Source organism: Methylobacterium crusticola (genome assembly GCF_003574465.1).
Lineage (GTDB): Bacteria > Pseudomonadota > Alphaproteobacteria > Rhizobiales > Beijerinckiaceae > Methylobacterium > Methylobacterium crusticola.
Genome location: NZ_KZ984659.1, coordinates 1 through 6,785 on the forward strand (window position 1 = coordinate 1; position 6,785 = coordinate 6,785).

Annotated in this window: 7 protein-coding genes and 1 pseudogene; 3 read left to right on the plus strand and 5 right to left on the minus strand. The window is 75.8% G+C overall.

The features are described from left to right. The first annotated feature begins 534 nt into the window (after positions 1 to 534). Together DT057_RS05320 and DT057_RS05325 are read left to right on the plus strand one after the other, a co-directional pair. Positions 535 to 1,617, plus strand: a complete 1,083-nt coding sequence (locus tag DT057_RS05320; protein ID WP_128561070.1) for a PAS domain-containing protein — start codon at positions 535 to 537, stop codon at positions 1,615 to 1,617. A gap of 126 nt (positions 1,618 to 1,743) precedes the next feature. Then, positions 1,744 to 2,100 carry a hypothetical protein gene (locus tag DT057_RS05325; RefSeq protein ID WP_128561071.1) on the plus strand — a complete coding sequence of 119 codons (357 nt, stop codon included), beginning with the start codon at positions 1,744 to 1,746 and terminating at the stop codon, positions 2,098 to 2,100. A gap of 131 nt (positions 2,101 to 2,231) precedes the next feature. On the opposite strand, the gene DT057_RS05330 is transcribed toward DT057_RS05325, so the two are convergent. From DT057_RS05330 to carA, 5 genes and pseudogenes are all read right to left on the minus strand, one after another. Then, positions 2,232 to 3,350 (minus strand): flavin monoamine oxidase family protein (locus tag DT057_RS05330; RefSeq protein ID WP_244937346.1); only part of this gene is annotated, 1,119 nt, incomplete at its 5' end. Between the two features lies 1 nt (position 3,351). Beyond that, positions 3,352 to 3,542 (minus strand): annotated as a pseudogene (locus DT057_RS36545) (NAD(P)-binding protein); the annotation flags it as partial. 118 nt (positions 3,543 to 3,660) lie between these two features. Further along, positions 3,661 to 4,368 (minus strand): class I SAM-dependent methyltransferase, encoded by a 708-nt coding sequence (locus DT057_RS05335; protein WP_128561073.1) that lies wholly within the window; start codon positions 4,366 to 4,368, stop codon positions 3,661 to 3,663. A gap of 11 nt (positions 4,369 to 4,379) precedes the next feature. Then, entirely contained in the window at positions 4,380 to 4,757 is a 378-nt protein-coding gene (locus tag DT057_RS05340; protein WP_128561074.1) for a hypothetical protein, read from the minus strand. A gap of 134 nt (positions 4,758 to 4,891) precedes the next feature. Then, complete coding sequence (gene carA / locus DT057_RS05345) at positions 4,892 to 6,109, minus strand: glutamine-hydrolyzing carbamoyl-phosphate synthase small subunit (RefSeq protein ID WP_128561075.1); 1,218 nt, start codon at positions 6,107 to 6,109, stop codon at positions 4,892 to 4,894. Between the two features lie 183 nt (positions 6,110 to 6,292). Between carA and DT057_RS05350 the strand changes: the two genes are divergently transcribed. Beyond that, on the plus strand, positions 6,293 to 6,751 hold the full coding sequence (locus tag DT057_RS05350) for a GatB/YqeY domain-containing protein (protein ID WP_128561076.1): 459 nt from the start codon (positions 6,293 to 6,295) through the stop codon (positions 6,749 to 6,751). Positions 6,752 to 6,785 lie beyond the last annotated feature (34 nt).

The following is a 6,785-nucleotide window of genomic DNA, read 5'->3' on the forward strand; positions in this document are numbered from 1 at the left end:
CCGCGCCGCTGCCCGCAGGACGCGCCGCCCGGGGTCCGGTTCCCCGACCGGCCCGAGTGCCGCGACGCGCCGGCGCCGGTCCGGGCAGGGTCCCCGGGCTGGATCGACCTCGGCAACGGCACCACGCTCAGGGTCGGCGGCCGCGCCGCGTTCGAGGCCGGCACCCGGCGCTGAGGCGGGCCCGCGCGGCCCGGGTCTCGCGCGAGCACGCGCGCGTCCCCGCCGCTCAACCGGCACCGCGCGCGCCCGCGCCGTCGAAGACCCCGTCGTCCGCACCGGCGAGAGGCGGGGGCACCGGTGCGGCCGCACCCTGCCCCGGAGGCCCGCGACGGACGCGACAGAAGTCCCAGGTCCTTCGACCATTCCGTGTCCACGCCGCGGGCGTGTTTTGTTAGATCAAGGTCGCACCTGACGCACGGTCCGGCGCTTGTGCCGCCCGTGGGCGCGGATTAACGTCCAGCTGATTCGGCGACGGCGGCGGTTCGACGGGAGGGGCGGGATTTGGCAAGTCTCCTCGATGCTTCCGCCGGCGGCATGCCGCTCCTGTCCGCGCATCCGGCGGAGGACGGCGCGTGCAGCGGTGATTTCCTGCGCGTCGTCGAGAGCTTCGGGCTGGCCGGAACCTGGAGCTGGGACTTCGCGCGGGGCGAGCACGCCTGGTCGCCCGGCCTGCTGCGCATCCTGGGGATCTCGGAGGGCGACCTCCGGCCGAGCTACACGGGCCTCCTGAGCCTCGTGCACCCCGAGGACCGCGCCGGCCTGGCACCGGCCGCGGACGTCGCCCGGCAGGGGATCCTGAGGCCGCACACCTTCCGGGTCTTCCGTCCCGACGGGAGCCAGCGCACCGTGGCGAGCCGGGGCGAGGTCACCTTCGCGCCGGACGGGCGGCCGCTCCGGGCGCTCGGCGTCGTGATCGACGTGAGCAACCGGGAGGTGCTCGTGCGCGCCCACGCCGCCGAGCAGGCCCGCCGGCGCCTCCTGTTCGAGGCGGCCCGGACCTTCTCCTACACCATGCCGGCCTACCCGAAGGTCCGCTACCCGGCCGAGGTGGTCGCGCTCACCGGGCTGCCGGAGGAGGCGCTGATCGAGGACGTGGCCCAGGCCTTCGTGCCGCAGGAGCGCGCGTATTGGCGCGAGCGGCGCCGGGAGGGCTACGAGAGCGGCCGGCCCTTCGTGCTGTCGCCGACCCTGATCCTGGCGGACGGGACGCGCGAGCGCTTCAGGATCGTCGTCGTGCCGGTGCGCGATGCGCGGGGCGGCATCCGCGAATGGGCGATCCTCAACCAGCCCGCCCTCGCGGGCCAGCGCGTGCCCGCCGGCCCCGTGTCGCGCGCCGCCGAGGACGGCATCGAGGGCAGCCACCTGCGGGCCGCCCGCGGCCTGCTCGACTGGTCGATGACGGATCTCGCCCGGGCGAGCGGGCTCTCGCTGTCCACGGTCCGCCGCCTGGAGGAGAACGCCGACGGTCCCGGCGTGCGCCGCAGCCGCCAGGCCGCCGCCGCGGCGCTGCGGGCGGCCGGGATCGCCTTCACGCTCCTGGACGGCGTGGGCGTCGCCGTCGCCCAGGCGGCCGGCGCCCGGGCTGGCGCCCCGTTCCCGCGTCCGCCTTCGGGATGAGGGCGCGCCGAGTCGGATTAAGCTTTTCGGCGAGGAACGGTCGCTTCACGGCCGCGTGCCCCCGGCGGGCCGGAACCCTCCCGGCTCCCGCCGCATTCCGTCACGGAGGCGAGAGGGGAGACCGCGATGATCCTTGCAGCCTGCGAAGGCCTTCACTGGCAGTACGAGATCGTCGAGCATGCCGACGGCTACGTGGTGCAGATGCGCGATCTCGACACCGGCGACCTCGACGCGGACTTCGTCACCGTGTTCCGCACCATGCCGGTCGCCTTCGCGTACGCGGAGATGTCCGCGGCCTTCGACCGCTTCGCGGCCTCGGACGACGAGGAGGCCGACGACGCGGAGAGCGCCAGCGACTTCGCCACGAGCGAGCGCAGCTTCGCCGACCTCAGCAGCCGCCTGTGCGACGGCGGCGTTGCCGGCAACATCGTCCAGGCCTGGGAGCGCCGCCGCGACGGCGAGCCGCGCCGCGGCCTCCACTAGGACGGTCGTCGGCAACCTCGCGGCCGGTCCGCCGCCAGGGTCGCGGCGAGGCGCGGACCGCGACGACGCGGCGGCCCCGACCGGGGTGGGCGAGGAGCGTCCTCCCGGCGCCGGGCCGGACCCGGTGCCTCTCACGGACCCAGGCGCTTCAGCGCCGCCGCGGCGGCGCGCTCGCCGTCGAGCGTCGCGCCGCCCACCGTCATGGCGCCCCCGCCCGCCGCGGCCTCGCCGGCGAAGTACAGCCGCTCGGCCACAGGCGCCCGCAGGGCCTCCCGGGCCGCGAGCCGCCCCGGCCGCGCGATGGAGTAGCTGCCCCGGGCGTAGGGGTCGGTCCACCAGCCGGCGAGGCGTCCGGCCGTGACGGCGCCCCGCGCGCCGGCCCCGAAGGCCGACGCGAGATGATCGGTGGCCGCCGCCACCGCCGCCGCCTCGCCGGCCTCGCAGAGGGCGCGGGCGGCGTCGCCGCCGCAATGGAGCACCGCCAGGGGCTTTCCGAACGGCTGCATCTCCAGGTACGCCGTGAACCCGGGCTCCTGCGCCGAGCCGGACCGCACCAGCACGGCGTCGCGCAGGTCCTGGGCCGGCAGGCGGGCGGGGTCGAGCCCGAGGCCGATCTTGGTGTAGGCGCCCATGCGCAACCCCTCGACCGCCGCGAGCGTCGCGGCCGGGAGGTCCGGCGTGAAGCGCAGGCCCCCCGCCGCCAGCACCCCGACCGGCACCGTCACGATGGCGCAGGAGGCCCGCAGGGTGCCCCGCGGCGTCTCGACCGCCACCCCGGCGCCGCTCCAGTCGATCCGGGTCGCGGGGGTGCCGGTCCGCACCGGCAGGGCCGCGTAGTGGCGCGCCACCAGGGCGCCGTAGCCGTCGACCCAGATGTCGTCGCCGGACCAGAGCTGATCGTAATCGGCCCACGAGACCCGGTCCGGCTCCTCGCCGAGGGTGAGGCGGGTGAGGCCGGTCGCCGCCGCGAGGGCGGTGGCGTCCTCGCCCGCCACGGCCTCCCGGATCGAGCGGTCGGGCAGCGCCGGGTGGTCGAGCAGCGCCGTGAGCCGGCCGAAGCCGGCCCGGCGCTGGCGGCGGTCGGCGTCGCTCGCCCGGGCGCCGTCCATCACCAGGACCGGCCAGGCGCTCGTCTCGTCGCTCGTGGTGCGGACGCCCGCGGCCCGGGCGATCGGCGCCCAGGGGTTGCGCTCGGCCCAGTGAATGTACTGCCCGCCGGCATCGAAGCTGCGCTCGGGCCCGAGGCCCGTNCGGGCCTCGATCACCACGACGGTGTGGCCGGCGCGGCGGATCGCCGCCGCCGCCGCGAGGCCCGCGGCCCCGGCCCCGACCACCGCGACGTCGGCGTCCGCCGCGGCCCGGGCCCGGCCGCCCGCGACGAGCGCCGCCGCCCCGGCGAGGAGGGAACGACGCGTGAGGTGGGAGCGACGCGCCAGCGCCATCCTGGGCTCTCCCCGTGCAGGAACGGGGCATAACTCGGTCGGCGCGGCCGCCCGGACAAGGACCGGCGGCGAAACAGCGCCCCCCGGGCCGGATCGTTCCGCGCCGGGGCGTCGCCCTTCAGGCCCCGGCCGCGCGGGCCTCGGCCTCGAAGGCCATGCGGCCCTGGTTGTGGCCGAGGTTGCGCGCCCGGCGCGCGGCCCGGAAGCCGGCGGCGTCGAGCCGCGCCAGCATCTCGGCCTCGGTGTAGCGCGCGAGGCCGAGGCGGCGGCGCAGCGCCCGGTAGTCGGAGAGGGCGGTGCGGGCGAGGCCGAGGAGCGCCGCCCCGAGGAAGCCGCCCTCGCGCGCGAAGGCGAGGAGGGCCCGGGCATCCGCCGCGGCGCCGAGGTCCGGCGGGATCACGTCGGCCAGGACCAGCCGCCCGCCCGGCCTGAGCTTGGCGCGCCACACCTCCAGGCAGGCCGTGAGCTCGGCCGCCGTCAGGTACTGGGCGAGGGAGTTCGCCACCACGAGATCGAGGGTCGCGTCGGGGATCCGGCCGAGCTCCTCGGGCGCCAGCACGACGATTCCGGGACGCCCGGCGAGGCGGGCCGCGAGGGCGGCGCGCACCCGCGGGGCCGCGTCGCAGAGGTAGAGCCGGCCGCAGGCGGCGGCCACGCGCTCGGCGGAGAGCGCCTCGCCGCAGCCGTGGTCGAGCACCTGCGCGGCGGCGTGCGGCACGAGGAGCGCCACCTCGCCGGCGAGCCCGGCATAGTGCCGGGCCCGGTGTCGGTCGTTGACGTAGATCGCGTTGTCCCGGTTCCAGAACTCGCGCCAGGACGCCGTCATGGCGGGCGGGTTCAGAAGCCCAGCAGCAGCGCCGCGACGGCGCGGTCGACCGCGAGGTAGAACACTCCGAAGGCCACGAGGGCCGCGAGGGCGAACTCGGCGGCGTCGCTCGGCAGGGTGCGGAACTGGCGCAGCATCTCGCGGCCGTAGACCGAGCCGAGCCAGGCGAGCGTCAGCACCACCGGCAGCGCGAACAGGAACGACCACGTGCTCTCGACGCGGCCGCTGCCCGCCGGATCGAGCAGCGGGCGGATGTTGCGCACCCACGGCGCGTAGCAGGCCGCGAGCAGCGCGCTGGCCCAGGCCAGGCCGACGGCGACGCCGAGGTGGAACGTGAACGCGCGGTGCAGGCGCGTGAAGGCGTCGGTGGCGGCGTGGTCGCGTGTCACTTGGCAAGCCCCGGTTCGCGGCCCCGCGACGATCGTGGTTCGTCGTCGCCTGCGGGCGGTGAGCGATTCGCAGGCTGGACCGCGACTTCGGGTTTTTTGTGACGCCGGGCCGCTTGTTGCAACCCGGGGCCCGATCAGGCGTTGGTGCCCTTCGTCTCGCGGATCAGGCTGACGAAGCGGTCGAACAGGTAGTGGCTGTCCTGCGGGCCGGGCGAGGCCTCCGGATGGTGCTGCACCGAGAAGGCCGGCCGGTCGGTCAGCGCCAGGCCGCAATTCGAGCCGTCGAACAGCGAGACGTGGGTCTCGACGGCGGTGTCGGGCAGGCTCTGCGGGTCGACCGCGAAGCCGTGGTTCATCGACACGATCTCGACCTTGCCGGTGGTCTTGTCCTTCACCGGGTGGTTCGCGCCGTGGTGGCCCTGGCTCATCTTCACGGTGCGCCCGCCGAGGGCGAGGCCCATGAGCTGGTGGCCGAGGCAGATGCCGAAGGTCGGGACCTTCCGGTCCAGGAGGGCGCGGATCACCGGCACCGCGTAGGCGCCGGTGGCGGCGGGGTCGCCGGGGCCGTTCGACAGGAAGACGCCGTCGGGCGCGAGCGCCAGGATCTCCTCGGCCTTGGCGGTGGCCGGCACCACGGTGACGTCGCAGCCGGCGCGGGCGAGCAGGCGCAGGATGTTGCGCTTCACGCCGTAATCGATCGCCACCACCCGCAGGCCCTCGCCGGGCGCCCGCGTGCCGTAGCCGGCGCCGTGCTCCCAGGCCGTCTCGCCCCAGGCCGAGGCCGCGCGGCTCGTCACCGGCGGCACGAGGTCGAGGCCCTCCATGGCCGGCAGGCCGGCGGCGCGCGCCCTCAGGGCCTCGCGGTCGAAGCGCCCGTCGGGATCGTTGGCCAGGACCGCGTTCGGCATGCCGTGGTCGCGGATCAGCGCCGTCAGCGCCCGCGTGTCGATGCCCGTGATGCCGATGATCCCGCGGGCCTTGAGCCAGGCGTCGAGGTGGCGCGAGGAGCGCCAGTTCGAGGGGGCCGTCACGGCCGCCGCGATCACGGCGCCGCAGACGCCGGAGGCCGGCGCCGCCTCGAGGCTCTCGAGGTCCTCGTCGTTGGTGCCGACGTTGCCGATGTGCGGGAACGTGAAGGTGACGATCTGGCCGGCGTAGGAGGGGTCCGTCAGGATCTCCTGGTAGCCGGTCATGGCGGTGTTGAAGCAGACCTCGCCGGCCGCCTCGCCGGTGGCGCCGATGCCGAACCCCTCCAGCACCGTGCCGTCGGCCAGCACCAGGAGCGCGGTGGCGACGGGCTCGGCCCAGCCTTCCGGTTGCGCGGGAGCGGCCGCGCCGTCGTCTTGCAGCATGATCGTGATCTCGCTTATGTCGCGGCGAACCCGGCCGTTTGCGGCCGAGCGCCCGTCCCCGGGACGGGCGTCTTGAACTCGAGGCAGGCGTCTTTAAGGGCCGGGCGCCGGCCCGGTCAATGTGGGGGTGCCCGGCATCCCCCTCAAGTGCCTCGGCCACAACGGAGACTGGAGACCGCCATGCTGCTGCGCGAGCGCCTGACCGCCGAGATGAAGGAGGCCATGAAAGCCGGCGACAAGGCGAAGCTCGCCACCGTCCGGCTGATCCAGGCCGCCGTCAAGGACAAGGACATCGAGGCCCGCGGCCTCGGCAAGGAGGCGCCGGGCGACGGGGACATCCTCGCGCTGCTCCAGAAGATGATCAAGCAGCGCAACGAGTCGGCCGGGATCTACGAGCAGGGCGGCCGCCCGGAACTCGCCGAGGCCGAGCGGCACGAGGCCGCCATCGTGGCGAGCTTCCTGCCGGCCCAGATGAGCGAGGACGAGGTGCGCGCCGCCATCGACGCCGCCATCGCGGAGACCGGGGCCGCGTCGCCCAAGGACATGGGCAAGGTCGTCGCCGCCCTGAAGGGCCGGTACACGGGGCGGATGGACTTCGCCAAGGCGAGCGGGTGGGTCAAGGGGCGGCTCGCCGGCGGCTGAGGCGCGGCGCCCGCGGCGGGCTGCGGCGCCCGCG